Below are 25021 nucleotides of genomic sequence, written 5' to 3' on the forward strand. Positions count from 1 at the left end.
AGGAGTTCAGGATGTTCTTCCGCTATCCCCTGAGGGTTATAAGTTCCGTCCTCGTCGGCATAGTCTTTCTCCTCCAGTTCGTTTACTTCGGGCAGGCGGTCCTCGGCGGGAGGTACTCGGCGCTTCTGGAGGCCTCAACAGGGCTTGGGGATTACCCGACGTACGCGCTCATCGGCTATACCCTCTGGTGGGTCTCTTCATCGCCCATAGAGGCCTATGTATGGGGAGTTCGGAGGGAACTCCAAAGAGGTACGTTCGAGACGAACGTCCTTTCCCCTTCGAGCCTGACGGCCATCCTTCTCGGCCTGGCCCTCAGCTGGATGCTCATGGATTCAATACTCATGCTCATCGTTTTTCTCTTTGGCGTCTTTCTGTTTAAAATCCCTCTCAGCGCTGTGATTATCCTCAAATCCCTCCCGGTGATTTTCCTCTCCCTTCTGGCATTTCTTGGTTTTGGGTTCCTCTTTGCGGGCCTCGTAATGCTTCTGAAAAATATAGGCCCGTTCGCCCAGCTCTTTGAGTTCGGAATGCTGTTCTTCTCTGGCGTCTTCTTCCCGCTCACCCTCATGCCGAACTGGGTGCGGAGTTTCGCGGAGTTCATTCCCCTTACTCATGCAATCTCAACTGTCAGAACCATATTCTCTGGAGGTGGATATTCACAGGCCTCCAGCTCTATTGGGTGGCTGGTCATTCTTGCCCCACTGTACTGGCTGATTGGTTATCTCCTGTTCCGGTGGGCAGAGAGGTTAACCAGGGTGATAGGTTATGGAGGTTACTGAACTCAGGGCGCTCTGGGGCGTCGCAGTGAAGAGCTGGAGGGTGTTCCTCAGCTATAAGGTCTGGTTCATCAGCGACATAGGGATGGGCTTCCTCTTCGTTGGACAGGCCCTCCTCATAGGGCTTGGACTTACCGGAAAGAGGAACTCCGAGGCCCTCCAGAGGCTCACCGGGTATTCCGACTACGTGGCATTCGCGGTTCTAGGTCTGTTGGTTCTCGGCTTTGGTCTGACCTTCCTCAGCGGCTTTGTGTGGAGCGTCGTTGACGAGCTGTACGCGGGAACACTGGAGTACTCCTTTGCCGCCCCGATGAAGAGGATAACGTTCTTCCTCGGCAACGTCCTGGTTAGGCTCTTCCTCTCGCTCCTTTACATGGCGATCTATCTCCCAGTCTTCAAGCTGCTCTTCGGGCTGGGAATTGACCTCCTGGTAGTCCTTAAAGCCCTCCCGGTTCTGCTCCTCGGAAGCCTTGGGATGGTCGGGCTCGGTATGGCGGCCGCTGGTATCGTGCTCTACCTTAAAGACCCGGGGCCCTTCATAAGCATCCTGGAGATGCTCGTCTTTGCCCTCAGCGGCGCAATGTACCCCCTCTCAGTTCTTCCCAGGGCCCTCCAAACTCTGGCGAAGGCCCTCCCCTATGCGCCGACAACGGAGGCCCTGAGAAAAGTCGTGGTGTACGGCTACGGCTCAAGCACGGGCGAACTTTGGTACCTTGCCGTGATATCCCTTCTGTATTCCGTTCTGGGGTATCTCATCTATAAATGGAGTGAAAAGCAGGCGAGAATCGTTGGCCTCAAGTCCTATTGAAGGGCAGATCCAGGCCGACTTCCCTTGCTATCCTCTTTACCTCCTCAAGCGGGACTATGGCGCTCCTCGCCCCAACCTTCTGGACGGTCAGGTACGCGAGCAGCATTCCAAGCTTGGCGGAGTCGAGGAGGGACCAGCCGTTGAGGACGCCGTAGATAACGCCCGCATCGAAGGAATCTCCAGCGCCCGTCGAATCAACTACCTTCGCACTCAGACCCCTGACCTCGAAGACGTTATCCCCCTCCCTGACGAGCGCACCACCGCCGTTCAGCGTGACCACGAGGTTCTTGGCCCTGCAAAGACTCGGGTCAAGGCTCCCGTACTTGCGCCTGTACTCGTCCTCGTTCATCATCAGGTAGTCCACCTTGCTCTCAAGCTCCCGCGGGAGCGGCGCCTCACCTATATCCAGGGAGACCTTTATTCCCCTCTGGCTCGCGAAATTAACTGCTTCCTCTATAAGCTCCGGCGGGTTGGATGAGAGGTGGAGAAACTTGGCCCTCGATGCGTATTCGGGCTTGAACCTCCTCCTGAGGTTTGCCCCGGGGTACTTGACTATTCTCTTGTCGTCCCCTGCAACCATCGCAACTGCCACGCCCGAGGGCTCTTCAACGACGTCTATTCCGCCGGTATCAACCCCGATGCCCTGGAAGTATTTGATGTGCATCTCTCCAACGTCGTCGTTTCCCACCGCCCCTATGTAGCCCGTTTTAAGGCCGAAGTGGGCGAGCCAGCTTATCGTGTTGGCTGCTGCACCGCCCAGTCCAAAGTGGGCACCTCTGGCATTGATCTTCTCATGGAACTCTGGAAAGCGTTCCAGCGTGAATATTATGTCGTAGTTCAGGTTGCCGATGCCGATGACGTCCAGCTTCACTTTCACCACCAAAATTGGGAATTGCACTGGGAGGTTATAACACTTGGGGAAAAGATTTAAATATCCATTCCTACCCACATATGAGTAAGAGGTGAACAAAGATGATGCTCATACTTGAGGCCTATTTTAAGAACTATCCCGCGAGGAGAAAGGTCGCGGAGTTCCTGTTTGAGAACGGACTGAGCGTGAAGAACGGTAAAATCTACATAAAGAACGTCGAGGTACCGATAAGCGAGCTGGCAAGGGCAATCGGCGTAAACAGGAAGATAATCTACCATACGATAGAGTACATAGAAAAGACCTACCCCTTTAAGCTTGTGTTTGAGAGACTGAACCCGCTCCCGAGCCTGATAGACGTCGCCCCCCTTATGGGCTGGGAAGTCCTGGAGATAGACGTTGAGAAGGATCAGTACCAGATGGCGTTTTCAGACGTGCTCAGGCTGCTCGCCGAAGACAACACCCCCATCATGGAGGTCTTTGGAAGGAACCTCAGGGGAAGAAACAAGCAAGATTTACATAGTCATAGATGGAACGCTCTCAACCGAGACATTTGGCAAAATAAAGACAATCAGAGGCTTCAAGAGGCTCATACTCCACACACCTGAAAAGGATAAGGAGAAGTTCGTCTGCAACTACTGTGAGGTCAAGTACTGCCCGAAGAGGGTGCTGCTTGAGAGTCTCACCCAACGACCTTAAAGCCCTCCAGCCCCTCGGGTTCTTCCCATTTTACCTCGACCCTTGTGACCCTGGCCAGCGGCGGCCCCTGATGCGCCCATCCTATTAAAGCCTCCACCCTTTCAGGATCGCCCTCGATAACGGCTTCCACCGTCCCATCCGGCAGGTTTCTGACCCATCCGTGGACTCCAAGCTTTCTGGCTTCCCGGCTCATGCTCCAGCGAAAACCAACCCCCTGAACCCTTCCGTATATTCTAAGGTGTGCCCTTACCCGCTTCATCACACATCCCGTTCTAAAATCTCCCGCAAGGGATTTAAGCTTTGCCCGATATCTATCATTGGGTGGGCATATGGAGGCGATCATCGTTTACACGACGTTTCCAGACTGGGAGAGCGCCAGAAAGGTCACCAGGGAGCTCCTGGAAAGAAAGCTGATAGTCTGCGCAAACCTCAGGGAGCACGAGGCTATGTACTGGTGGGAGGGCAAGATCGAGGAAGGGAAGGAAGTCGGCGCCATCTACAAGACCGAAGTTAGCAAGTGGAAGGAGCTGAGGGAGACGATAAAGGAGCTCCACCCCTACGATGTTCCGATGATAGCTAGGATTGATCTCGACAAGCTCAACCGCGAGTACTCCGAGTGGATGGCGAGGGTGCTCTTCGGATGATACGAAAGGTTAAGCCCCAGATCAGAGTACTCGGCTTCGACGACGGCACCTTCTCCTTTTCTTCAAAGCTGAAGCATGAAAAGACGATACTGATTGGAGTCGTGATGAAAGGCTCCCTTGAGGTCGTTGGCGTTCTCTCGCGCTGGATAACCGTTGATGGAAGGGACGTTACCGACGCTATGATAAACTCCGTGAACTCATCACGGTTCAAGGACTTGAGGGTTATCCTTCTCAAAGGGATAACCTACGCCGGGTTCAACGTCGTTGACCTTGAGAGGCTCCACAACGAGACGGGTCTCCCCGTGGTGGTAGTCGTTAGGAAGAAACCGGATATCCTGGCAATGGAAGATGCCCTGAGAAAGCACTTCCGTGATGCGGAAGAGAGAATAGCCCTGCTCAGAAAGACTCCCCCTCTTGTTGAACTTGTACCGGATAAGCTCTACTTCCAAACTGTTGGTTTAGACGAGAAAACGGCCGCTGAGGTGATTAAGGTCACGACGAGAACGGGTTTTATCCCTGAACCCTTAAGGTTGGCTCACATGATAGCAAGCGCCGTGATGACGGGCGAGAGCAAACGGGAGTAGGTTTATAAAGGACTGAAAAAAGTTAAAGCCGACCGATGATGGCAACAGGGTAGCTACCGAAGTTGATGTGGAAGCCGTTCCAGTCTGAGGTCTCATTCACACGGAACGAGGAGCACCGGGAGTTTTGAGTCCCTTATGACCCTTTCCGCTGTGGAGCCGAGTATGAGCTCCTTGATTATGCTCCTGCCCTTCTTGCCGATGACTATGAGCGTTGCTTTTTTGGCTAGGGCCGTTCCTATTATGGCCTGACTGGCCGTTCCAACCATAACCTCCTTTTCGAACTCCACTCCGAGTTTCTCTGCAATTTCCTCTAGACGCTTTTTCGCTGCCTCTATGTTGCTCTCCAGCTCATCTATTTTTCCGTAGTCAACCGAGTGGAGCAGGATTCCCTTTTCAATTAGCTCCCTGAACTTTGCAACGGCATTCGTGATTTTTTCGGAGCACTCTGAGAAGTCCAGCGCAACAAGCGGCCTCTGGAACAGCTCTGAACACTTCACGGGGAGCTCAAAGGAGTCGTCTTTCTTTGAGTACTTGAGGAGGAGCACTGGCCTCCTCGTGGCCCTGACGAGGTTTGAAGCCGTGCTTCCCAGGAACATCTGCCTCCAGACGTTCTCGCCCACACTTGGACTGATGATGAGGTCAGCGCCTATGCTCTCCGCTTCCTCCGCTATTTCAAGGGAGGGAATGCCGATCCTCACGGAAGTCTTGACGTCAATCCCCTTTTCCCTGAGAGTTTTTGCAAGCTCTTCGAGCTTGTTTTTGTAAATCTCTTCAAGCTCAAAGGCCTGGAGTTCTGCGACCGTTATGTCTATGACGTGAAGCAGGTGGAGCTCCTTTGCACCCAGCTCAAACAGGTCGGGGAGGCAGTTGTGAAGGGCATGAAGTGATACATCCGAGAAGTCGGTCGGGTACAAAATCTTCTCAAACATTCTGGTCACCCCAGTATATTTTTGTACTTCAATGCTTATTAGATTTGTCCATGCATTGGAAAGGATTATAACGCTCAGGTCGGAGTTTTATCGGTGATTGCAATGGTCAAGAGAGTTCACATATTCGACTGGCATAAGGAACATGCCAAGAAAGTTGAGGAGTTCGCCGGCTGGGAGATGCCCATCTGGTACTCCAGCATAAAGGAGGAACACCTCGCCGTTAGGAACGGCGTTGGCATCTTTGATGTTTCCCACATGGGCGAGTTCATCTTCCGCGGTAAGGACGCTCTGGAGTTCCTCCAGTACGTTACTACTAACGACATAAGCAAGCCGCCCGCGATAAGCGGAACCTACACGCTCGTCCTCAACGAGAGAGGTGCCGTAAAGGACGAGACCCTCGTCTTCAACATGGGTAATGACACCTACATGATGGTCTGTGATTCAGACGCCTTCGAGAAGCTCGACGCCTGGTTCAACGCCATCAAGCGCGGAATTGAAAAGTTCGGCGACATAGATCTCGAGATAGAGAACAAGACCTACGACATGGCGATGTTCTCAATCCAGGGGCCCAAAGCTAGAGACCTCGCGAAGGAGCTCTTCGGCATAGACATCAACGACCTCTGGTGGTTCCAGGCCAAGGAGGTTGAGCTCGACGGCATAAAGATGCTCCTTTCGAGGAGCGGCTACACGGGAGAGAACGGCTTTGAGGTCTACTTCGAGGATGCAAACCCGTACCACCCAGACCCGAGCAAGAGGGGAGAGCCCGAGAAGGCCCTCCACGTCTGGAAGACCATCCTTGAGGCCGGCGAAAAGTACGGCATAAAGCCGGCCGGACTGGGAGCGAGGGATACCCTCAGGCTTGAGGCAGGATACACCCTGTACGGAAACGAGACCAAGGAGAAGCAGCTCCTCAGCACGGACATAGACGAGGTTACCCCGCTCCAGGCCAACCTCGACTTTGCGATCTTCTGGGACAAGGAGTTCATAGGAAAGGAGGCCCTCCTCAAGCAGAAGGAGCGCGGACTGCCGAGCAAGATGGTGCACTTCAAGATGGTTGACAAAGGCGTCCCTAGGGAGGGCTACAAGGTCTACAAGGACGGTGAGCTCATCGGTGAGGTCACCAGCGGAACGCTCTCACCTCTCCTCGGCATAGGCATCGGAATAGCCTTCGTCAAGCCAGAGTACGCGGTTCCAGGCGTTGAAATCGAGGTCGAGATAAGGGGCAAGCCCAAGAAGGCGGTCACAGTCGCTCCGCCCTTCTACGACCCCAAGAAGTACGGCGCCTTCAGGGAGGAGTGAGCTTTTTAAGTTCCCTCTCATTTTTTTCTCCGATGTCAAAGAAACATGCTGTCCTCGCTGTTATCCTCTGGTCAACGGTCGCATCCGCTTTCAAGCTCTCGCTTAGGCATCTTACTCCACTTCAGCTACTGTTTTATGCGTCTTTAACTTCCCTGCTGGTTTTCGGACTTCTCCATTCCCGGGAGTTTTCTCTCGACCGGAGGGATCTCCGTTCGGTGTATCTTGGGCTTATAAACCCTTTCCTTTACTATCTCGTTCTCTTCTCGGCATACGACAGACTGCCCGCCCAGGAAGCTCAGGCCCTCAACTACACGTGGCCCTTAATGCTCGTCCTGCTCTCCATCCCGCTCCTCGGAAGGAGACCTGAACCGAGAACAGTGCTCGGTCTCCTCGTTGGATTCGCGGGGGCGCTGGTTATCGCGACAAAGGGTGAGCTTACGTCCCTGACCTTCTCTGACCCGCTGGGGGTTGCACTCGGCCTTGGGAGTGCCGTTATCTGGGCTTCCTACTGGCTCCTGAACCTCCGCGACGAGAGGCCCCTCGTGGAGAAGATGTTCTGGAACTTTCTCTTCGGGTTTGCCTACGTTTCAACGCTGGTTCTGGTGAGCGGAGAATTCCAGCTCCCGCCGCTGGAAGGCCTGGCGGGGGCAGTTTACGTCGGGCTCTTCGAGATGGGGGTCACTTTCCTGCTCTGGTATAGGGCGGTTGAGGGGGATATGGCATTCGCCTCCAGCATAGCCTACCTTGTGCCGTTCCTGAGCCTCTTTTTTATATCCCTCATTGTGGGAGAGAAAATAGCTTTCTCAACGATTCTGGGGCTCGTTCTGATAGTCACTGGAATAGTTATTGGAAAGAAGTAGGGTCAGGGCCGATTAGGTCATCACTTCTCAGCCACCTACCCTCACATCATCCCCTTAAAAGGTCATAACCCTATTCTTTCCCTTATCCACAGCGGAATTAGCCCGATTTTCGGAAACACGAGCTCTGCCTTGGCCTCGACGGCGTAGCTAGGGACGCAGCCGGCTATCATCCCGTTGGGCATACGGACTTCAAGGGAGCCTTGTGAAGTTGGGTATGGCGGATCGGGAACAGGGTTGTTGTCCCCCCACGTGACGAAGCAGGTCTCTTCTTTTCCATTGAGCTTCACGGTTGAGATGTATCTAACGCGGTGGATTATGGGGTAGGGGTAACCTGGGCGCTTGTAAACTATCACGTCGTTGACTCTCACCTGCGACGGGTCGGTGACGCCCTTCAGAAGAACTACGTCACCGCGGTAGAAGACGGGCTCCATCGAGCCGCTGACGACTATGACCAGGGGCGAATCGGTATGGAGGACGAACCTGAGGCCCGAGTGTATGCCGGCGACTATGATGATCGTCAAAACGACCCATGCGACGTCTTTTTTCCACTCTTCCATTTTAACGCCTCCATGTACGTTGCTATTCTAGCGCCTATCGCGCCCATCGCGGTGCACGTTTCGAGGCTCGTTCTCTTTCCAGTCACATCCATGTGGTACCTTGCAATCTTAAAGATTTCCTCCGGCAGGCCGTGCCGTCCAAGCCCTATGAGGAGGAGAAAGCTTCTGCCCGAGAGCGCTTCCCTCGTTAGGTCGAGGGGGGTTATCTCCTTCTCCGGCCAAGGTTTTCTAGTTGTTGCAACTGGAGTCCCAAACTGTGGAGGGAACCCCTTCTTAGGGAATTCGAGAAGGTGGAACTTGTTTGCCTTAGCCAGTTCCTGGAGGTACTTTCCCCCATCTCCGATCGTGGTATGCCTGCTGACTTCTTCTGCTATCTCCATCGGTTTTCCGTCGAGCGGAAAGCCAACGAGGGCCAAGTGGAACCCGTAGGCATACGCTATGGGCGCGGCCCTGGCTATTGCCCTCAGGTGGGCTTCGTGCAAACGTTTTGTGTCATAAGTGTTGTACAATGCAAGGGTCAGCGTTGCCATAGGTTTGAAATTTCAAGGAACCCTTATAAATATTGAGTACCAAAAATATATCCATGATGAGCATAGATGATATACTTGCCCTTGCCGAGAGGGGACAGTTTGATGAGGCCATCCAAAGGGTTCCAGAACTCTACGATCCAGTGGAACAGATTAGGGCACTCACTAAGATTGCGCTCATAATGGCGGAAAAGGGTCTTGGAGAATGGGTATGGGACGTTATTGAGGATGCGGAGTACATAGCAGAGAACTCAAAAGAGAGCTACGTTAAGAGCCTCGGCTATGCACTGATAGGTGCTGCCCTTTTCAAGCTTGGGGATCAAGACGGCGCAGAGGAGTATCTGGATATGGCCTTGGAAGAGGCGAGTGGTATAGAAGACCCGCTCGAAAAGGGGGAGGTCGTGGCGGAGATAGCCCGCAGTGTAGCAATGACTGGAGACCTCGATGGGGCAATGGAGCTTTTTGACGAGGCATTCGACTTAATAGCAAGGGCAGAGATTGACTACAGGACGAAGGTTGATGAACTGATAAAGATTGGGGAGATTATTGAAAAAACGGGGGACGACCTTCCTTCGAGAACAGCGAGGGAGTTTTACAGGATAGCTTTTGACATATTCGACAAGCTCCGCGTGAATCAGAGGGCGGCGATAGTTGAGAAAAAACTCCTGCTTACAAAGACAGTCGAAAACGTTGGACTGCCCGAGATACGAAAGGCCCTTCTGGAAGGCAGGTATCACTATGCTTTGGCCCTCATAAGGCGTAAGTTTAAGGGCGTGAAAGTGCTTATGGGCCAGCTTGAGGTTGCACTGTGGATGAAAATGGTGAACGACCCCGAATATATAGACTTGACAAACCAGACCTTGAGCGAGCTTCAGAACACAGAAGTTCTCCCCTCAAATGCCTATTCAATTGCACTCATTCTGACAGAACTGGAGTACTTGCGGGAGGCCCTTTACTTTGTCAGGCTCATAGATGATCAAGTAAAGAGGGATGAAGCGCTCCGTAAGATAGCCCTGGCCTTCTCAGAGCAGGGAGAATTCGAAGCAGCCCGGAAAGTAGCGGGTGCAATCTCCGATCCAATACTAAGGACACAAACCTTAAGGGACATCGAGGCTATTGAGATAGGGTGAGCAGATGATATTCGACGCGCATTCCGACCTGCCGACGTTCGTTTACGATGAGAAAAAGAGCGGGGCAACAAGGGTTCTTGAGAGGAACTACTATCGCTTCTTTGGGGATAAGATAACCTCCAGAGTTATGGCCATCTGGACGCGGCCCGAACGGAGAAAGGACGCAACAGCCTACGGGCTTGAGGTGTTGAACACCCTCCTCAAGGACATCGACGAAAGCGATAGCTTTGAGCTTGTAAGGAACGTTGAGGAAATGCAGAAGACGATCAGAGAAGGCAGGGTCGCCCTGTGGCTCGGCCTCGAAGGTGGAGAACCCATCGGCGAGAGCATTGAGCTCCTCGAGGTCTTCTACCGTCTCGGCCTCCGAGTTCTGACTCTAACTTGGAGCCTCAGGAACGCCATCGGTGACGGCGTCTTTGAGAGAACCAACGGCGGCCTGACCAGGTTCGGCGTTGAAGTGGTCGGAAAGGCTGAAGAGCTGGGAATAGTCGTTGACCTCAGCCACATAAACGAAGCTGGATTCTGGGACACGCTCGACGTCACATCTTTCCCCGTGATTGCGTCCCACTCAAACGCCAGGGCGCTCTGCGACAGCCCCAGAAACCTGACCGACGAGCAGCTGAAGGCGATAGCGGAGAGGGACGGCGTTGTTGGGGCCGTTGCAATACCCTCCTTCGTGGACAGGGAGAAGCCGACGATTGAGAAGTACGTTGAGCACATAGAATATATGGCCGACCTCATAGGCTATGAGCACGTGGGCCTCGGATTCGACTTCGTGTACTACCTTAGGGAATGGGGTGGAAAGAGCGTTGAAGGCTTTGAGAACGAGTCAAAGATTCCGGAGCTGTTAAATCTCCTCCACGAGAGGTTCAGTAAGAAGGAAGTTGAGGGGATAACATTCAAAAACTTCGAACGGGTGTTCGAGAGAATCACCTAACGCCTCCCGAGAAACCTTGGCAGGCTGAGGGTTCTAACCTGATCCATAATCTGGGAGCGCAGGAGCATCCTCGGCTCTCCTGTCAGCCTAACTCTGAGCATCTTGGGTATTCTGGTTTGAGGGGGTAAAACTCTGATTTCCTGTATTTTCTTTACTTCATGCTCAACCTCTTCCGGGGAAAGTGGCCTATACAGTCCTTGGGCGATTGCCAGCTCCCTGTCGTGTGCGCCATCTTTCTTACCCCTGCGGTAGGCATCAATGGCCTTCCTTAAGACGCCGCTCTCCTCAGCGCTCTCCAAGACGGAATCTCTAAGCTCACGCCATACGCCGACCCAGTCGGTATGGCCGTAGTACGCTATAAAGTAGCCCAGAAGGTAGGCCTTCTTTACAGGATCTCCCTCCGCAAGAATCTTTTTGAGGTCGAGCGGCCCTTTCGGCAGTTCCTTCATAAAACTGGCCCCCTAACAACGAGGCCCTTTGGTCCGAACTCCAGGCGGTACATCTTGGTCTCGTGCCTTGTTCTCCTCATCTTGAGAACCTGGATTGCCCTTGCCATATCGTTGCCTTCCAGGTAGTAGTGGAGCATTATGACGCCGTCAACGAGATAGTGCTCCTCGCTGTACCTGTCCAGGTCGGTCAGCTCTGCTATCAGAAGGCTGGTTATCCCGAGGGCACTCATTGTCCTGAGGAACGTGGCAAGCTCTGCCCTCTTCTCAGCGGGGTCAGAAGTCGGGAAGTCTATGGCCGTGAGCGGGTCTATTACAAGGCGAGTTATGTTGCTTTCCCGGACAAGATCTTTTATCCTGAACATGACACTGCTCCACTGGGGCGGCTTTGCGGTCGAACCCCAGAGCTCCTTCCCCAGGTCGTACAGTATCAGGTTTCCCTTCTGGACGTAGTTCCAGACTGCCGGATCAAAACGCTCGTAGTCCTTTATTACCTCTTCAGGATCCTGGACGAGGGATATGTAAGCTACCTTCTCGCCCCTTTTGGCACCATCAACCAGAAACTGGACACCGAATGTCGTTTTCCCGCTTCCAGGAGGGCCAGTGATGAGGTATGACTTTGACTTAACAAAACCCCCCTCTATTAGGGGGTCAAACCCTTCGATACCAGTTGGAACCCTTTCAACCCTTCCAGTAATCATGTTGCAGCACCTATGCTCATTGTAGGTTCAAAATCCTATAAAGTTTTTCGTGAAAGTTTTGGTAAAATATTCAACTTCTTGAAGGGTTGAAAGGGTTATAAAGGTGAACGCCAGAATAGATTATGGTGAGCATCAATGCTCAGGGAAATCCTTGAGACCATCGAAGCGCGCGGCGGGGGGCTTGTTTTAGTGGAGTATTCTTCCCTCGATCACCCGGAGCTTGTGTTCGCTGAGATCATTACCGGCTGGAGAGAGAAAGGTATAATACCTCTGATTGTGGACATTGGCGACACTCTCCATATTTTCACGTCCAAATTGCGGATGATGGGGGTAAACATCGAGGTTGAAGATTTCCCAGTTGTTAAAGAAATTGGGAACACGAGGGTTGGTAACATCGTAGGTGAAGTCCATGAGATAGAGGATTTTGATTACCATATGGCAAAATACGCTCAAATAGCCAAAAAGGTGCCGGAAGAGAGCAAAAAGCATACGATAGTCCTCGGAATGGAGAAGTTCTCTTTTACCTTCATGGACAATCCCCCGAAGCTTGAGAGGTACTTTGAGAAGATAAACAGAAGGTACCTGAAATATCCTGATGTGAAGGACGTTATCTTCCTGAACACTTCAGTGGCTAGCGAATACCTCACCAAGAGCCTCGAACAGGACTATGACTACGTTCTCCGACTGAGGGGAACAGATCTCAGCCTCGTAAAAACACCCGGGGGTGAAAGCGTTGAAGTTCGGTGAGTACTTAGAAACTTTAAGGCCGGGAGAAAGTGTTCTCGTCGAGCACACATCTATTTCGCCCTACCCAGTGCTCTTCTACGAGATAGGAAAAAATAGCGGGTGGGACAACATCCTGGTGATTGACATAATAGACTCTGCACTCCCCGTTTTGAGGTGGCTTAAGTTTGCGGGTTTAGATGTGCCCGAGAAGAGCATAGCCAGGATAAAAGCGGGCGGCACTTCAGAGTGGGGGAGGATTGTAATTGACGTGGATCCGCATAAGGATCCGGGGATTTTCATGAGCAAGTTCCTTTCGAACCTCCTCAGTTATTACCGCGCAAACAAAAACGTGACGACGATTATAATGAACCCCGAGAGGATTATTCCCCTCCAGGACAACAGACCTTCGTTCGTTCTCTACCTTGCGAACGCGGCCGCTGGGTTCCTTGGCAATCCGCACAGGAAAACTTTCTACTTCGTGAATTATGAACTTGCGCATAAGGGGTACCTTGCACTTCTTGAAGAAGCCTTCACGCGCGTCCTGAGGATAGAGGACAGCTCAGTTAGGATACTGAAGTCGCTAAACCTTGACGAGGAGGGGACAACCCTCCAGCTTTGAGGCGAAGCCTTTTTAACACCCTTTCAAATTTCGGAACATGGAAGAGATTTATTACATCACGTTCAGAGAGGCCAGAATGCTCCTCGCTTCAAGGGGAAATGTCAAGCTCAACCTCGACCTAAGGAAAACTAACAGGGTCCAAGAAGTCGAGATAAAAGATGAAGGAGCGGTTTTTCCGGACGGTACCCTCGTTGAGAGGGAAGTTCTTGAGAAGATAGCCAGAGACGATGGGACGGTCTACTTCGTTTCTAACGGTGGGGTGTATAAAGCGGCCATAGCGGGTGAATCAGGCTTTTACAAGCTCGTCCCAACGATTCCACCGACGATAGAGATAAACGGTATTCGAATGCACCGAACAAAGGAGATGAACCCCCTCCAGGACACGAGGAACAAGGTGAACACTGTGATGCCGAGGGAGGGTGAAACAGTCCTCGACACCTGCATGGGGCTGGGTTACACCGCTATCGAGGCATCAAAGAGGGGAGCCTACGTCATAACCATAGAGAAAGACCCCAACGTCATTGAAATAGCGAGGATAAACCCCTGGAGCAGGGAGCTGTTCACGGGAGGGAAAATCCAGGTCATCCAGGGGGACGCCTTTGAGGTAGTTAAGAAGTTCAAGCAAGCAAGCTTTGACGTGATCATCCACGACCCCCCGCGCTTCTCATTGGCGGGCCATCTCTACTCAGAGGAGTTCTACAGGGAGCTTTTCAGGATTCTTAAGCCTGGTGGAAGGCTCTTCCACTACGTAGGCAACCCGGGGAAGAAGTACAGGAGAAAAGACCTCCAAAAGGGAGTCATGGAAAGGCTGAGGAGAGTCGGTTTTGTCGGCGTTAGAAGGGTCGAGGAAGCGCTTGGGGTTGTGGCAAGAAAGCCTGAAAAGGGAGTAAAAGCGAGCCAGCGGGATTAAATCCCGCCGACCTCTTCCAGCTCTTCGAAGGCTTCCAGGTTGGTGTAGTAGTCCATTAGTTTAGCCAGCTCTTTTCTCAGCCTGATGCTCCTGACTATGGCTATTCCAAAGCCTATGATCGAGGGCCATATGAGGTAGAGGAGCAGCCTTGCGTCGCTTATCGGTATCGGCCTCGGGTCTGTGAAGCGGTTGAAGTTCCATATCATAAGGGCTATCATGAGCCAGGCCGTCGAGAAGTTGGTAAGTCCACTGCCGCTCTCTCCAAGCTTAAATCCTGGAATGACGTCCTTGGTTATCGGCGGGAAGAGGTTGCTGCCCATGAAGCCCAGCTGGTCCTCGAAGACGTGGAGCCACTGGCCTATCATCGAGGCGAGGGCAAGGTCAGTCGCGTGGCTGTAGCCGAAGAGCTTCGCCAAGAGGAAGACCACAGCACCGATTATCACTCCCATCGTCATCGAGTGGCTGAAGCCGTGGTGCCAGGGCAGGAACCTGTCCTTGACCACCGTCTTGCCCTGGTGTTTTGTGAGTCTGAAGGCTATCTCTGGCCCTGAGAACGAGTCTATTCTCGTCGGCTTCGGGTAGGTCTTGATGAACGGCACGTTCACCCTCGCTATTCCGTACTTCCTGTACTCCGGCGGCTCGCCCCCAATGGCGACCCCACCGGGGGTGACTATCGGCCCCATCTCGACCCTTACCTCCCTCTTCGGCGGGTCGAGGTGTATCCAGAACTGCCTGTAAACGTCTCCCGGAAGGCGGATGTTGTGTATCTTGACTATCTTCTCGCCCTCTTCGTAGGCCTTTTCTATTGCCTCGGCTATGATGTCGGCGATTCCCTGCGGGTGCGGGGCATCGCTGACGACGAACCTCAGCGAGCCGTCTGGATCAACGTCCACGTAACCGAACACGAGCATTTCTTTGCCCTCTTCGATCTGACCGAACTCCTCCTCGAAGATCTTGTAGTCGTCTCCAAAGGCCTCAACGGTTATCTTTCCAGTCCCGTCATTGAGGATGAAGACTATCGTGTTGTACTCTTCCGTTACCGTCTTCACGTTGCCCTTCTCATCAAAGACCTCGTAGGACATCGTCCCTGAGCCTTTTGTGAGTATCTCCTCGACCCTACCCTCGATGGCGAAGAACTGGTAGCGGTTCTTCTCGCTCAGATCCTTTATTTTAACGAGCTTGGGCGCGTAGTGCTTCTTCTCGTCCCATGGAGCCGGGTCTATCTCGTAGTCCCTCCTCGCGAAGAACTTGCCGAACTTGAAGTCCACGAAGTCAGGGAAATAAGCCGAAGCCGCCGCTATGACCGCTGCCAGAGTGCCCATCCTTATGTCGGCAACTAGGGCGGGGAAGAAGGTCGCCGCGGCGAGGCCCGATATGTAGTGAGTGAAACCCCTCATCTCACATCACCCCAGTCCGAGCAGGTGCATGAACACTTCTGTGTGTCCGGTCATGCTGAGGAGTACTGGCAGTATGAGGCCGCCGAGGCAGTAGCTCCTCCTCGTGTTGAAGGCAGCCGCCATTAGGCCGATGGCAGTTGAGACGAAGAGCACGACCACTCCCATCCAGCCCGTCAGGAGGTAGGAGATAACGACGAGCACTGCCGCGACGAAGTAGGAGACCTTCTTGATGTGCATGACGTTGAAGCTCCTCGCTATGAGCCTTGAAAGCCCGTAGGTGAAGAGGAAGCTTATTCCAGAGGCGAGCAGGATGACGCCGATGGCCGCTATGTACTCCGAGTAGCTCTTGGGCGTGTAGAGGGAGCTGACGAGCCACGCTCCAGCTCCCCTCGTGAGCCTCAGGTTCGGCAGGAAGAGAAGTGAGAAGGCCCCGACGTAGTAGAGGACTCTGTTGACGCCCTGGCTGATGATGAATGCGTCGTCGCCGCGCTGGCTCGTCATATGCCCCGCTACCATTGCTCCCATACCTCCAGTGATTATCGGATAAACTGCAGCTATTGTCCCTCCGAGGGCACCTCCGAAGCTGGCCTTCAGGGTGTTGTAGATACTGCTCTCGACTTTGTCCTCGGGCTTCTGCGGGAGCATCGGCGGGTTGGAGAGTATGTTGAGTATCACCCACGACATTCCGAAGAAGCCTATGAACATCGGCGTTAGCCTCGTGTAAGCACTAGTCGCTGGCAGGATGTTGGTGTTCGTGACTATGAACCCGAGTATCCCCGAGAGGAAGAACACGAAGATTCCGCCGAGTATCTGCCTCCAGGCAAGCCAGAGCCTTTCCTTCACCGTCTTGCCCCTGTCGCCTTCCTTGGGCCACTCGCTCATGAACATGAAGAGGACGATGGCCACGAGGAAGTAGGTGATGTACGGGCTGGTCGCCTGGTATATCGGCGGCAGCACCTTGGGGAATACGAAGAGCATTCCGAGGACGAGGATCAGCGTTCCCGCAACGGCCCCGATGAGGTAGAGCAGTACCGCCTCATGCCCCCTGCCGAGGAGGAGGTACCTCTGTGTCGGGAAGAGGAGGAACACTGCACTCTCGTCAGCAACGCTGAAGTAGACGCTGGAAATTGCGCTCACGTAGGCGTAAGCGACTATGGCTCCCACTGCGAAGAACGGGAACGCCTGGACTGGCATGAGCTCACCCACGCCGAAGACCGCCACCAGTAGGGCTATGATGTTGTAGATGTGGAACCCTGGAATCCAGGATATCAGCGAGCCGAAGAGCACGCCGGCGAACGACCAGATTAAAAGATCTGAGAGGGGGAGCACGGCCATCACCTCACCTCTATGGCATCGGCGGTGTACGGGATGACCTCAACCGTCCCCTTGTACTCAGTCACGTAGCCTCCGACCCTTATCGTCTGTCCCTCGCTGAAGGTTAGGTCTCCTCCGACGCTCTTCGGGATGAAGATAACCAGCTCCCCGCTTCCGTCGTCTATCGTGAGCTTGATGAAAGTCCTTCCTTCGTAAACGTCCTTGATCGTGCCCTCAACGATTACTGTTTTGCCCTTCATGTCGAGGGTGACGTCGCCAGTCTTGTAAGTCTCGGAAGGTATAGCCTCGATGACGGTGAGTGAGACCACTTTCTTTGCGTCGGCGTCGTAGGTTATCTCTATCCTGCTTCCCGTTCCGGCCTCGAACGGGTTCGGGAGGAGTTCGCGGCTGATTGAGAGTGTGGCACTTCCTGTATCGTCGCTGACGGTGATGTAGTAGCCGTTGTCGTAGTCCAAGCTATCCCAGACCACGGTAAGGTTCACCTGGCCAGTAGCTGAGGAAAGCTCTGAAACGGTGACCTCCTTGGTGGTCTCAGTTCCTCCTTGCGATGGTGCTCCCTCGACCTTCACTGCCTCGGTGGTGTACACTACGAGCTCCGGTGCACCGTTGTACTCTTCCACGTAGCCTGCCGTATAGACCACTGAGCCCTCGTCAACGCTCAGTTCTGCACCGTTCGGTATGAACACCGCTATCCCACCGCTTCCGTCGTCGAGGGTGAGCTTGAGGTTGTCTCCAACTGCCGCTACCTTGACTGCTGTCGCGTTGAGTGCTATGACCTTACCCTTCATGTCGAGCGTAACCTCTCCAGTCTGGTAAAGCTTCGGTGGAACTGCTTTTGCAATCTCCAGGGAGGTTACACTGCCGGAGAGCGGGTCGACAACGAGTTTGAGAGTGCTCCCAGTGGCAGCTTCGAGCGGGTTCGGTAGGAGATCCTTGGTTGCCGTCACGGTCGTGCTTCCCGTGTCGTCGTGGATTCCAAGGTAGTACTCTCCGCTCTCATAGGAGAGGGAGTCCCATGTGACCGTCAGGAGGAGCGGCTCGGTTGCGCTCTTGAGGTCAGATACCGTTCCCTCAACTGGCCCGCTCGCCCCTATCTTTCTGATGGCCTCTGGGTGGAAGACGACAATCTCAGGCTCGTCGCGGTAGAGCTCAACGTAGCCGCCTATCTCAACTAGGTCGCCCTCCTGTGGGACGTAGGCCAGCTCGTTGGCAGTAGTCCTTGGCACGAACACCGGGAGGCTTCCAAGGGTTATCTTGAGGTTGCCGCTGAGGTTCGCAACGTCCGTGACCCTGCCCGCGACGGCCACTACTTTGCCCACCATGTCCGATGTAACGTCCTCAGGCTTTATCTGAACTGGCGGAACCGCAGCCTGCACGGTCAGGGACTCTCCCTTGAGATTGTTCGGATCCTTGACGAACCCCCTTATGACGAGGACGCTTCCTTCACCCGCGTCGAGTGGGTTAAGGGCCATCAGGACGTCCCTCGAAATGGAGACGGTGACGCTGTCAACGTTCAGGTAGTAGGTTCCGTTGGCGTAGGTGAGTCCCTGGAGGGAGCCGACGAAGTCAACGAGCTTTCCAGTGTATTTTCCAAGCTCCGAGGCCTTAACCTTTGGAAGCTCGACTTCTGAAGAACCGACTGGCCTTCCCAGTGCCTTTATTCCGCTGCCCGTGTAGACAACTACCTCCAGGCTGCCGCGGTACTCGTCGAGGTAGCCGGCGACCTCAACGCCGAGCCCTTCCTTGAGGTCTGCTAGGGTCTCGTTGGAGAGCTCCCTGAGGGCGGCCGACGGTATGAATACGTCTATCTTCCCCGTTCCGTCGCTCACGACGAGCTTGAGGTTCGAACCGACGTTCTGGACGTCTTCAATATTCGCCTTGACTGCCACTATCGTGCCCTTCATGTCGGGTGTTAAAACTCCAATCGGAAGGAACTCCGTTTTGACGGCCTCAATGACCCCTAGATACGCGCCGACGAGCCTGCCGTCGTCACCCATCTTTCCAGCGGCCTTGATTAGGCTTCCGCTTGCCAGCTCGAACGGGTTGAGGTTGGCGAGGACTTCCCTCGGGACGAGAACTTCGAGGTAGTTGGTTCCGTCGGTGAGCGTGAGGACGTAGCGGCCGCTCTCGTAGGTTATTCCCGTGAGGCTGCCCTGAACTGACATGACCATTCCGACGTAGCCAGGAGCTTCCGCCAGCGGAACGAGCGGCGCGCTCTCTATCGGCGTCACGTTGAACTGCTCAAGCGACCTGACGACGATTTCAGGGGAGGTTCCCTTGTAGAGGTAAACGATACCAGGAGCATAAACCGTGTCTCCAACCTTCACAGAAACGTTGTTTTTGATGAGGAGAACCCTCGGTATGAGGACGGTCACGGGCGCAACTCCAGTATCAACCGTCAGGAGGTAGCCGGAGCTGACGTTGGAGAACTCGGTAACGACGCCCTGAACGGCGACGTAGGTGTTGCTCATGTTCTCGGTGAGCTCCATCACTGTTTTGGGACTCTCGGAATAGAGCTTGTTATTAAATTCCAGGCCCCCGAGATATTGGAGTATCGCATAGGTGTAGGTCTCCCTAACGCGGAGCTGCACTTCAGCGGTGACGTTGTCTCCCGGGAACGGGATCACGCCCTTTTCAACCATTTCATCCGCGAGCGGCGAGTAAACCCTGACGTCCATCTGACCAGTCCCGTCGTCTATCGTGAACGTCAGCGAGAGCTTACCGCCGGATTCCGATACGTAGGGAACGCTCGAGATGGTTCCGCTCAGCCTTACGACGGCGTAGTTCATCATGTAGTTGCCAGTGACGTCGCTGACCTTCATCAGCGGGGCCTGGGCGCTCTGAGCAGCCACCAGGAGCACCGCGACCCCAATCACCGACAGCAGAAGGGAGAGGTATTTCAGCTTCGATACGTCGATCTTCTTCTGTTCCTTTAGGCCGTGATAATACAGCTTTTTCTCTTGTTTTTCGCCGGCCATAAACCTGACCTCCGATTATTTAACGTAGCGGAGGGGTTGGTGGGTGGCCTTTTTAACACTTTCGTGTCAAATCAATTCAGAGGTGGGCAGAACTGGGTAGGATTCAACATGACTTTCAGATATTGTAACTCTCAAGCCCTTGCACTGTCAAGGAAAAATAAGGTGAGAAGAGCGTCAGGAGTCCCCCTTCAGAATCTTCTCAACCTCAAAGCCTTCCTCGTACTTCTTCAGCTTCCTCTCGAAGAACTCGATGAAGAGCTTGTAGCGCTTGGCCCTGTGCTTCGGGCTTCCGCGGATGCTGTGGCCGTGTGCTCCCCTCCTGAATATCGCTATGTATGCCTCCTTTCCAAGGTCTTTGAGAACGTTGTAGAACATCAGGCTCTGGTCGAGCGGGCAGCGGTAGTCCTCAAGGCTGTGAATGAGGAGGAGCGGCGCCTTCACCCTGTCTGCGTAGAACAGAGGGCTTAACTTGCGATAGTTCTCGTTTTCGAGCGGGTTAGGGCCAATTACCTCGACATCGTACCAGAGGCCTATGTCCGAGAATGCGTAGCTGGTCAGCCAGTAGCTTATCCCGTTCTCGCTTATGCCTGCCTTGAAGAGGTCTGACTGCGTTACCGCCCAGTTCGTCATATAACCTCCATAGCTTATGCCCGTTATACCAACCCTCTCGCGGTCTGCCTGGGGCTCAAGCTTGAGGAACTCTTCTATGCCGTTCATTATATCCTCGAAGTCTTCCAAGCCCGTCCTTTCGAGAACTCTCAAAGCGAAGTCTTCATCGTAGCCGTTGCTCCCGCGCGGGTTTACAAAGACGACGTAGTATCCTTTGCTCGCCATCAGCTGCATCTCGTACTTGAAGTAGTGGCCGTACATCCCCTTCGGCCCGCCGTGGACGAAGACTATGACCGGGGCTTTTTCTCCCTCATTGAGTTCGGGCCTGATGTACCAGCCGTCTATCTCGAGGTCTTTGCTCCTGAAGAGGAAGTGCCTCGGCTCGAAGGTCTTAAGCTTCGCGAATATCGGCCCGTTGTAGTCGGTTATCTGCTTAAGCTCGCCATCGTAGAGGTAGAGCTCCCTTAGCCTCGTTGCTGTCTCTATAAGGAGTGCTATCCTTCCGTCATGGACATCGAAGCCCATTATCCAGTGGTCGCCGACGATGAGCGGCTTAACTTCACCGTCCCAGAGGTAGAGGTTCACCCTTCCAGCGTCGGGAACCGTGAAGTAGACTTTCCCGCCGTCGAGCTTTGCACTCCCTGTGTTGAGCGGACCTTCATATACGGGCTTAAGTTCTCCGTCCCAGAGGTAGAGCCAGTCGTGCTCGCTCATGAACTTCTTCTCCCTCTTTCCGTGGAGGAGGATGGCCTTTCCGTCGGAATCAACAGCCTCGAATGAGACCCTCTCGAAGAGTTTTTCCTCATCTCCGTCCTTCCATAGGTAGATGTCGTAGAACTTGAAGAGGGCCGGCTTACTCCCTTCCCTGTGCGGGACGTTGATAACTACTCCATCGCCGTGCCATACCCCGCTGGAAAAGCGCGGCTTCTCGAACTCCTCAAGGATTTCTTCGCTCTCCGTGTCAAGTATCCAGAAGGTGGTCTTCTCGCCGTCGAGGAATCCCATGTTGTCGAACCAGACGGGAACGTCGTCATCGAAGACAAAGTCCTCATCATCCCTTCTCTTGAAGCCCACAACGAGAAGCCTCCTCGAGTCGTCGTTCCACTGGACTGAGCGGATGTTTTTGGCGGAGAGGACTTTCTTTGCGCTGAGGGTCTCAATATCTGCAACCCATATCTCGGTCTCCTTCTTCTCCTCGTTGGAACGCATGAATGCGAGCTTTTTCCCGTCCGGAGAAATTCTCGGCATTGAGGCGTTCTCAACGAACCTCTTGGTTCCTCTCTCAAGGTCTTCAACCACAACGGTGCTCTCGTATTTGTTGTCCTTCATGTTGACCTTCGTGAGAACGTAGGCAACTTTGCTTCCCCTTATCCTGGGATCGCCGAGGTAGGCGAACTTAGAAAAGGTCTTCTCGTTCCATTCGATACTGCTCATAACGATATCACCGAATTATGTTTGAGCCGAAGCTTATATCGTTTGCGGAAGGTTTTAAACTCCAAAACTGTAGTTTTTCTCCATGAGGGAGACAACCGCGGTTGGAATCATACTGGCGTTGGGCGTTGGAATCTCACTTGTAACAAGGAACTACCTCGGCATAGCGTTCGCCGCGCTTGGAATTCCAGCGTATCTGGCCTACACAGCGAGGGAGCAGAACATTCTGGCGAAGTCCAGGCTCTACGACAGGGACCTCTTCCTGATGATAGTTATCTCAGCGGCGGTCATACTGGCCTTCAACTACTTTTTCGACCCAAGGGCGGGCCTGATAATACTGGCGCTGGCGGTTCCACTGATAGCGCTATACGCGGACAGGCTAAAGACCAGAAAGAAGGCTCAGGAGGCGTGAGAGGCTTCCGGTTCTCTTGTAGTGCCTCAGGGCATCTTTCATTTCTTCCCTGAACTTCTCGTCGAGACCAAATTTCTCCCGCACCCTCTTTGATATTGCGTTCTCACCTATGAAAATCATCGCCATCGCCGAGGTCAGGTTGTTTGGCTTCCTGAACCCTGCTTTCTCGAAGTCTATCAAGTAAACGTCCTCGCCGATTATGATGTGCTTCCCGCCCTGTATCTGCCCGTGGTCTATGCCCAGCCGATCCAGGAGTGCGGTTTTCTCCACTATCCTGAAGAGATGCTCCTTTTCCACGTCCGCGAAGAGGATAGGTTCACCCTCGGCGAACTCCCTGATGAGGTAGGGAAGGCCCTCGAACTCGCCAAGGCCAATGATCGGAGGAGTTACCCCAAAGGTGGAGGCAATTTTGGTAAGTTCAGCTTCTTTTTCGAAGTTGCTCCTCGGTGAGTCTGGTCTTTGAAGCTTTATCACGACTTTCCTCCCGCCTAAAACTCCAGTGAAGACTAGGCTCGTCGTCCCCTTGGCGAGTGGCTCAACGCCTCCAACGCCCTCCTCGGCCAGGTGCCTTAGAAATCCTTCCAGCCTTTTACTACTTATGATGTGTTCGAACGTCATACGCGATAAGCTTAAATAGTCCGGCGATAAAATATTTTTGGTGATAGCCATGGTGACGGCTTTTATTCTGATGGTTACGGCCGCCGGAAAGGAAAGGGAAGTTATGGAGAAGCTTCTTGCCATGCCCGAAGTTAAAGAGGCCTACGTCGTTTACGGTGAGTACGACCTCGTTGTTAAGGTCGAGACCGAGACGCTCAAGGACCTTGACCAGTTCATAACCGAGAAGATAAGGCGCATGCCCGAGATTCAGATGACCTCGACGATGATAGCCATCTGAACTTCTGACTCTTTTTGTTCTCTTACTCACTGACTTAGCTATTTCTGGGTGCCAGGAATACCCTGTCATTATCGTTGTCAAAAAGGAAAGAAAAGGGTTCATTCCACCATTTTTAGGAATATTTCTTCGAGGGTGGGTTCTTTGATTTGTAGGGTGAGTATTTTTGCTCCTTGTTTTGCTACGTAGTCGTGGAGTTCTTCCCTGATGTCTCTCTCGGCCACAATCCTGTACTTGTTTTCGCCGAGGGGTGAAGCGCGCCAGGGAGCACTGCTCCAGTCGACGGGCTTGCTCGTCTCCAGAATTATCGTGTAGCCCGCTTTCTCAAGGAACTCGCGCTTAATCTCTTCCAAGCTTCCTTCCCTGATGAGTTTTCCCTTCACGATGACTCCAACGGTATCGCAGATCTCCTCAACGTGGGCCAGGATGTGGCTTGAGAAGAAGACCGTTTTGCCCGCCTTCCTCTGCTCCCTGATTATGTCTTTGAATTCTGCGATGCCCTTTGGATCCAGGCCGCTCATTGGCTCGTCGAGGATTAAGAGGTCCGGGTCGTTAATTAGGGCCTGAGCCAGGAGGAGTCTCTGTCTCATGCCCTTTGAGAATTTGCCGACTTTTCTGTTCTTAGCCTCGCTTAGGCCGACTAAGTCTAGGAGTTCTTTGATTCTTTTCTCCTTCTCGGCCTTCGGAATTTTGAAGGCGTCGGCGATTATATCGAGGGTTTGGACTGGTGTGAGAAAGTCCCAGAGGGTCGCATGCTCGGGCATGTAGCCGATTCTCTTCTTTGCTTGGACGAGGTTGTTCTCGTCGAATTTTCCATCCCTGAAGACTTCTAGGTCGAAGAGCTGAATGCGGCCTTGTTGTGGGAAGATTAGGCCGAGGGTGCTGAGGATGGTGGTGCTTTTTCCTGCTCCGTTTGGGCCTAGGAAGCCGTAGATTTGGCCGGGTTTAACCTCAAGGTTAAGGCCGTCGAGGGCCCTAACGTCCTTGTAGAATTTGACGAGATTCTCAACTCTCATCACAAACCATCACCTCAAATCCATCCTAAGGAACCTGACTAATCCAAGCGCGAGGTACACGGGGGTGAGGCCCAGGATTATGAGAACCGGGGCCGGATTTTTGGCTATGGAGTGGCTGACCCCCAGGTATTCAATCGTGTATGTTCCGTCGTTATTGAACGAGATTTTTTCTATGTCTTCAAACGCCTCTATCATCATTACCTGGGGTGCGTAGAAGAGGTACTTCAGGTGGTACTCTTCCTGAAGCTCCTCAAGCCTCTGCTGGTACGCCGAGGCCTCTTCCGGGGTTAATTTGAGAAAATCTCCCCTCTTCTGGATTCCGAATTCCTTATCCGCTTTCTTCTCTGCCCACCCATCAACAACCTGGGGCATCACCAGGGAAGTCACAAGGAATAGGACAAGGGCAACTCCAAGGGCCGTGTTCTGGGAGCGTATCACGCTCGATATAAGAATTCCCAGGGCAAGGAGCTGGAGCATCGCCAGGAGGATGAGACCGTTGGCCAGCACGAGGTCGGAGATCAGCTTCCCCGTGAGCGAGACTCCGTAGTACTTTGTTATAACGAAGGAGAGCAGGGTGGCGATGAGAATGGCCACGATTATGCTGACCGACTGGCCCAGGAACTTGCCCAAGAGATAGGGGGCTCTTCTTATGGGCTTGCTGAGGGCCAGTCTTATCGTCCCGTTCTCAAGGTCGGAGTTCAGCGCGGTTGCCCCAGCGATGAGCGCGTAGAGCCCTATGAAGAGGAATGCACCCGCTACCACGTATTCTACGAGGCTCACTGCCAGGACTTCCTGAGGATTCGAGGCACTCTCAAGGTTGCCTTGGATTTCATAAAAAGCCATGATGTAGATCAGCACCATCAGAGCCGTTATCAGCCAGAACTTCTTCTGCCGTATGCTGTTCCCAGCTTCTAGTTTTAGACTCCACACC

27 protein-coding genes and 1 pseudogene are annotated in these 25021 nt (G+C 53.4%); 14 read left to right on the forward strand and 14 right to left on the reverse strand.

Annotation, left to right across the window (positions count from 1 at the left end; all coding sequences use genetic code 11):
* Positions 1-11 precede the first annotated feature (11 nt).
* Both TK_RS10160 and TK_RS10165 read left to right on the forward strand, forming a co-directional pair.
* Positions 12-779: an ABC transporter permease gene (locus tag TK_RS10160; protein WP_011250977.1), complete on the forward strand. Its 768-nt coding sequence runs from the start codon at positions 12-14 to the stop codon at positions 777-779.
* Positions 766-1584 (forward strand): ABC transporter permease, encoded by an 819-nt coding sequence (locus TK_RS10165; protein WP_011250978.1) that lies wholly within the window; start codon positions 766-768, stop codon positions 1582-1584. The genes TK_RS10160 and TK_RS10165 overlap by 14 nt, the downstream gene beginning before the upstream one ends.
* On the opposite strand, the gene TK_RS10170 is transcribed toward TK_RS10165, so the two are convergent.
* A complete protein-coding gene (locus TK_RS10170; RefSeq protein ID WP_011250979.1) occupies positions 1571-2455 on the reverse strand; it encodes an ADP-dependent ribose-1-phosphate kinase in 885 nt (294 codons plus the stop codon). The two genes, TK_RS10165 and TK_RS10170, sit on opposite strands and share 14 nt — an antisense overlap.
* A 101-nt stretch (positions 2456-2556) precedes the next feature.
* On the opposite strand from TK_RS10170, the pseudogene TK_RS10175 reads away from it, so the two are divergent.
* Positions 2557-3151: pseudogene (locus TK_RS10175) on the forward strand (regulator of amino acid metabolism, contains ACT domain protein).
* On the opposite strand, the gene TK_RS10180 reads toward TK_RS10175, so the two are convergent.
* Entirely contained in the window at positions 3135-3410 is a 276-nt protein-coding gene (locus TK_RS10180; protein WP_011250981.1) for an acylphosphatase, read from the reverse strand. The pseudogene TK_RS10175 and the gene TK_RS10180 sit on opposite strands and share 17 nt — an antisense overlap.
* A gap of 70 nt (positions 3411-3480) precedes the next feature.
* Here TK_RS10180 and cutA point away from each other — a divergent pair, with 70 nt between their 5' ends.
* Both cutA and TK_RS10190 read left to right on the forward strand, forming a co-directional pair.
* Positions 3481-3795 carry a divalent-cation tolerance protein CutA gene (gene cutA / locus TK_RS10185; RefSeq protein ID WP_011250982.1) on the forward strand — a complete coding sequence of 105 codons (315 nt, stop codon included), beginning with the start codon at positions 3481-3483 and terminating at the stop codon, positions 3793-3795.
* A complete protein-coding gene (locus TK_RS10190; RefSeq protein WP_011250983.1) occupies positions 3792-4379 on the forward strand; it encodes a DUF99 family protein in 588 nt (195 codons plus the stop codon). Before cutA ends, TK_RS10190 begins: the two co-directional genes overlap by 4 nt.
* A gap of 92 nt (positions 4380-4471) precedes the next feature.
* On the opposite strand, the gene TK_RS10195 is transcribed toward TK_RS10190, so the two are convergent.
* Complete coding sequence (locus tag TK_RS10195; protein ID WP_011250984.1) at positions 4472-5308, reverse strand: universal stress protein; 837 nt, start codon at positions 5306-5308, stop codon at positions 4472-4474.
* 102 nt (positions 5309-5410) lie between these two features.
* Between TK_RS10195 and gcvT the strand changes: the two genes are divergently transcribed.
* A complete protein-coding gene (gcvT, locus tag TK_RS10200; protein ID WP_011250985.1) occupies positions 5411-6607 on the forward strand; it encodes a glycine cleavage system aminomethyltransferase GcvT in 1197 nt (398 codons plus the stop codon).
* A 32-nt stretch (positions 6608-6639) separates the two neighbouring features.
* A complete protein-coding gene (locus tag TK_RS10205) occupies positions 6640-7467 on the forward strand; it encodes a DMT family transporter (protein ID WP_011250986.1) in 828 nt (275 codons plus the stop codon).
* 62 nt (positions 7468-7529) lie between these two features.
* Here TK_RS10205 and TK_RS10210 read toward each other — a convergent pair whose 3' ends face one another.
* Positions 7530-8024 (reverse strand): signal peptidase I, encoded by a 495-nt coding sequence (locus TK_RS10210; RefSeq protein ID WP_011250987.1) that lies wholly within the window; start codon positions 8022-8024, stop codon positions 7530-7532.
* On the reverse strand, positions 7985-8554 hold the full coding sequence (locus TK_RS10215; protein WP_011250988.1) for a DUF531 domain-containing protein: 570 nt from the start codon (positions 8552-8554) through the stop codon (positions 7985-7987). Before TK_RS10215 ends, TK_RS10210 begins: the two co-directional genes overlap by 40 nt.
* A gap of 53 nt (positions 8555-8607) precedes the next feature.
* On the opposite strand from TK_RS10215, the gene TK_RS10220 reads away from it, so the two are divergent.
* Together TK_RS10220 and TK_RS10225 are read left to right on the forward strand one after the other, a co-directional pair.
* Positions 8608-9681: a hypothetical protein gene (locus TK_RS10220; RefSeq protein ID WP_048053765.1), complete on the forward strand. Its 1074-nt coding sequence runs from the start codon at positions 8608-8610 to the stop codon at positions 9679-9681.
* A 4-nt stretch (positions 9682-9685) separates the two neighbouring features.
* Positions 9686-10618 (forward strand): dipeptidase, encoded by a 933-nt coding sequence (locus TK_RS10225; protein WP_011250990.1) that lies wholly within the window; start codon positions 9686-9688, stop codon positions 10616-10618.
* On the opposite strand, the gene TK_RS11690 is transcribed toward TK_RS10225, so the two are convergent.
* Complete coding sequence (locus tag TK_RS11690; RefSeq protein WP_011250991.1) at positions 10615-11067, reverse strand: hypothetical protein; 453 nt, start codon at positions 11065-11067, stop codon at positions 10615-10617. The genes TK_RS10225 and TK_RS11690 overlap by 4 nt on opposite strands.
* Entirely contained in the window at positions 11064-11765 is a 702-nt protein-coding gene (locus tag TK_RS10235; protein WP_011250992.1) for an RAD55 family ATPase, read from the reverse strand. Before TK_RS10235 ends, TK_RS11690 begins: the two co-directional genes overlap by 4 nt.
* A 135-nt stretch (positions 11766-11900) precedes the next feature.
* Between TK_RS10235 and TK_RS10240 the strand changes: the two genes are divergently transcribed.
* The 3 genes from TK_RS10240 to TK_RS10250 are packed head-to-tail and all read left to right on the forward strand — an operon-like array spanning position 11901 to position 14020.
* The gene (locus TK_RS10240) at positions 11901-12512 is read left to right on the forward strand and encodes a DUF257 family protein (protein ID WP_011250993.1); all 612 of its coding nucleotides are present in this window, start codon (positions 11901-11903) and stop codon (positions 12510-12512) included.
* Entirely contained in the window at positions 12499-13110 is a 612-nt protein-coding gene (locus TK_RS10245; protein ID WP_011250994.1) for a DUF257 family protein, read from the forward strand. Before TK_RS10240 ends, TK_RS10245 begins: the two co-directional genes overlap by 14 nt.
* 37 nt (positions 13111-13147) lie before the next feature.
* Positions 13148-14020 carry a class I SAM-dependent methyltransferase gene (locus TK_RS10250; protein ID WP_011250995.1) on the forward strand — a complete coding sequence of 291 codons (873 nt, stop codon included), beginning with the start codon at positions 13148-13150 and terminating at the stop codon, positions 14018-14020.
* On the opposite strand, the gene TK_RS10255 is transcribed toward TK_RS10250, so the two are convergent.
* The 4 genes from TK_RS10255 to TK_RS10270 form a co-directional block, all read right to left on the reverse strand.
* Positions 14017-15417, reverse strand: coding sequence for a metal-dependent hydrolase (locus tag TK_RS10255; protein ID WP_011250996.1), 1401 nt, complete (start codon positions 15415-15417; stop codon positions 14017-14019). The genes TK_RS10250 and TK_RS10255 overlap by 4 nt on opposite strands.
* Positions 15418-15423: 6 nt before the next feature.
* Positions 15424-16746, reverse strand: coding sequence for a tripartite tricarboxylate transporter permease (locus TK_RS10260; protein WP_048053881.1), 1323 nt, complete (start codon positions 16744-16746; stop codon positions 15424-15426).
* Positions 16747-16751: 5 nt separating this feature from the next.
* On the reverse strand, positions 16752-19730 hold the full coding sequence (locus TK_RS10265) for a hypothetical protein (protein ID WP_011250998.1): 2979 nt from the start codon (positions 19728-19730) through the stop codon (positions 16752-16754).
* 174 nt (positions 19731-19904) lie between these two features.
* On the reverse strand, positions 19905-21773 hold the full coding sequence (locus TK_RS10270) for an alpha/beta hydrolase family protein (RefSeq protein WP_011250999.1): 1869 nt from the start codon (positions 21771-21773) through the stop codon (positions 19905-19907).
* Between the two features lie 82 nt (positions 21774-21855).
* Here TK_RS10270 and TK_RS10275 point away from each other — a divergent pair, with 82 nt between their 5' ends.
* Complete coding sequence (locus TK_RS10275; protein ID WP_011251000.1) at positions 21856-22182, forward strand: hypothetical protein; 327 nt, start codon at positions 21856-21858, stop codon at positions 22180-22182.
* Here TK_RS10275 and TK_RS10280 read toward each other — a convergent pair.
* Positions 22150-22800 carry a serine/threonine protein kinase gene (locus TK_RS10280; RefSeq protein WP_011251001.1) on the reverse strand — a complete coding sequence of 217 codons (651 nt, stop codon included), beginning with the start codon at positions 22798-22800 and terminating at the stop codon, positions 22150-22152. The two genes, TK_RS10275 and TK_RS10280, sit on opposite strands and share 33 nt — an antisense overlap.
* Before the next feature lie 49 nt (positions 22801-22849).
* On the opposite strand from TK_RS10280, the gene TK_RS10285 reads away from it, so the two are divergent.
* Positions 22850-23077 carry an Lrp/AsnC family transcriptional regulator gene (locus tag TK_RS10285; RefSeq protein WP_011251002.1) on the forward strand — a complete coding sequence of 76 codons (228 nt, stop codon included), beginning with the start codon at positions 22850-22852 and terminating at the stop codon, positions 23075-23077.
* A 98-nt stretch (positions 23078-23175) separates the two neighbouring features.
* Here the strand turns inward: TK_RS10285 and TK_RS10290 are convergent, their stop codons facing one another.
* Positions 23176-24093 carry an ABC transporter ATP-binding protein gene (locus TK_RS10290; RefSeq protein ID WP_011251003.1) on the reverse strand — a complete coding sequence of 306 codons (918 nt, stop codon included), beginning with the start codon at positions 24091-24093 and terminating at the stop codon, positions 23176-23178.
* A 6-nt stretch (positions 24094-24099) separates the two neighbouring features.
* Entirely contained in the window at positions 24100-25020 is a 921-nt protein-coding gene (locus TK_RS10295) for an ABC transporter permease (RefSeq protein ID WP_011251004.1), read from the reverse strand.
* Position 25021: the final 1 nt, after the last annotated feature.

The sequence above is a fragment of the Thermococcus kodakarensis KOD1 genome (assembly GCF_000009965.1).
Classification (GTDB): Archaea; Methanobacteriota_B; Thermococci; order Thermococcales; family Thermococcaceae; genus Thermococcus; species Thermococcus kodakarensis.

Excerpts from the sequence above, each read along its gene's own strand:
- TK_RS10160 (WP_011250977.1), top strand. The coding sequence starts at position 12 with ATGTTCTTCCGCTATCCCCTGAGGGTTATAAGTTCCGTCCTCGTCGGC.
- TK_RS10165 (WP_011250978.1), top strand. The coding sequence starts at position 766 with ATGGAGGTTACTGAACTCAGGGCGCTCTGGGGCGTCGCAGTGAAGAGC.
- TK_RS10180 (WP_011250981.1), bottom strand. The coding sequence starts at position 3,410 with ATGAAGCGGGTAAGGGCACACCTTAGAATATACGGAAGGGTTCAGGGG.
- cutA (WP_011250982.1), top strand. The coding sequence starts at position 3,481 with ATGGAGGCGATCATCGTTTACACGACGTTTCCAGACTGGGAGAGCGCC.
- TK_RS10190 (WP_011250983.1), top strand. The coding sequence starts at position 3,792 with ATGATACGAAAGGTTAAGCCCCAGATCAGAGTACTCGGCTTCGACGAC.
- TK_RS10195 (WP_011250984.1), bottom strand. The coding sequence starts at position 5,308 with ATGTTTGAGAAGATTTTGTACCCGACCGACTTCTCGGATGTATCACTT.
- gcvT (WP_011250985.1), top strand. The coding sequence starts at position 5,411 with ATGGTCAAGAGAGTTCACATATTCGACTGGCATAAGGAACATGCCAAG.
- TK_RS10205 (WP_011250986.1), top strand. The coding sequence starts at position 6,640 with ATGTCAAAGAAACATGCTGTCCTCGCTGTTATCCTCTGGTCAACGGTC.
- TK_RS10210 (WP_011250987.1), bottom strand. The coding sequence starts at position 8,024 with ATGGAAGAGTGGAAAAAAGACGTCGCATGGGTCGTTTTGACGATCATC.
- TK_RS10215 (WP_011250988.1), bottom strand. The coding sequence starts at position 8,554 with ATGGCAACGCTGACCCTTGCATTGTACAACACTTATGACACAAAACGT.
- TK_RS10220 (WP_048053765.1), top strand. The coding sequence starts at position 8,608 with ATGATGAGCATAGATGATATACTTGCCCTTGCCGAGAGGGGACAGTTT.
- TK_RS10225 (WP_011250990.1), top strand. The coding sequence starts at position 9,686 with ATGATATTCGACGCGCATTCCGACCTGCCGACGTTCGTTTACGATGAG.
- TK_RS11690 (WP_011250991.1), bottom strand. The coding sequence starts at position 11,067 with ATGAAGGAACTGCCGAAAGGGCCGCTCGACCTCAAAAAGATTCTTGCG.
- TK_RS10235 (WP_011250992.1), bottom strand. The coding sequence starts at position 11,765 with ATGATTACTGGAAGGGTTGAAAGGGTTCCAACTGGTATCGAAGGGTTT.
- TK_RS10240 (WP_011250993.1), top strand. The coding sequence starts at position 11,901 with ATGCTCAGGGAAATCCTTGAGACCATCGAAGCGCGCGGCGGGGGGCTT.
- TK_RS10250 (WP_011250995.1), top strand. The coding sequence starts at position 13,148 with ATGGAAGAGATTTATTACATCACGTTCAGAGAGGCCAGAATGCTCCTC.
- TK_RS10255 (WP_011250996.1), bottom strand. The coding sequence starts at position 15,417 with ATGAGGGGTTTCACTCACTACATATCGGGCCTCGCCGCGGCGACCTTC.
- TK_RS10265 (WP_011250998.1), bottom strand. The coding sequence starts at position 19,730 with ATGGCCGGCGAAAAACAAGAGAAAAAGCTGTATTATCACGGCCTAAAG.
- TK_RS10270 (WP_011250999.1), bottom strand. The coding sequence starts at position 21,773 with ATGAGCAGTATCGAATGGAACGAGAAGACCTTTTCTAAGTTCGCCTAC.
- TK_RS10275 (WP_011251000.1), top strand. The coding sequence starts at position 21,856 with ATGAGGGAGACAACCGCGGTTGGAATCATACTGGCGTTGGGCGTTGGA.
- TK_RS10280 (WP_011251001.1), bottom strand. The coding sequence starts at position 22,800 with ATGACGTTCGAACACATCATAAGTAGTAAAAGGCTGGAAGGATTTCTA.
- TK_RS10285 (WP_011251002.1), top strand. The coding sequence starts at position 22,850 with ATGGTGACGGCTTTTATTCTGATGGTTACGGCCGCCGGAAAGGAAAGG.